At 72.0% G+C, this 436-nt stretch carries 1 pseudogene; it reads left to right on the top strand.

Going from position 1 to position 436, the window contains the following annotated elements:
- Positions 1–436 (top strand): annotated as a pseudogene (locus AC0AIB_RS31400) (hypothetical protein); the annotation flags it as partial.

The raw sequence follows: 436 nt of genomic DNA, 5'->3' as shown, positions 1-436 counted from the left end.
ATCGGAAGGACATCGAGGAGGCCGCCCGGCTGCTGGTGAAGGCGTCGGGCAGCACCGAATCCGACAGCGCGTCCAGCCGCGAGATAGCCACCCTCAACAAGCTGCTCCCGGTCTACACGGGCCTGATCGAGCGCGCCCGCGCCAACAACCGCCAGGGCCTACCGCTGGGCGGCGCCTATCTCCGGTACGCGAACCAGAAGATGACCGGCGAGATGCTGCCGGCCGCCGAGCGACTGTACGCGGCGGAGTCGGGCCGGCTGGAGAGCGACTCCGCCGACGCCCGGCAGTGGCCGCTCCTCTCGCTCGGCGCGGGGATCGTGGTGCTCGGCGCCCTGGCGTGGATGCAGCGGCGCACCTACCGCCGGACCAACCGGGTGCTGAACCACGGGCTGTTGGCGGCGACGGCCGCCGCCTCGGTGGTGGTGCTCTGGATGGC

It is taken from the genome of Micromonospora sp. DSM 43699 (assembly GCF_055517075.1).
Note: the sequence above shows the minus strand (reverse complement) of the source record. Positions and strands in the feature narration are given on the sequence as shown.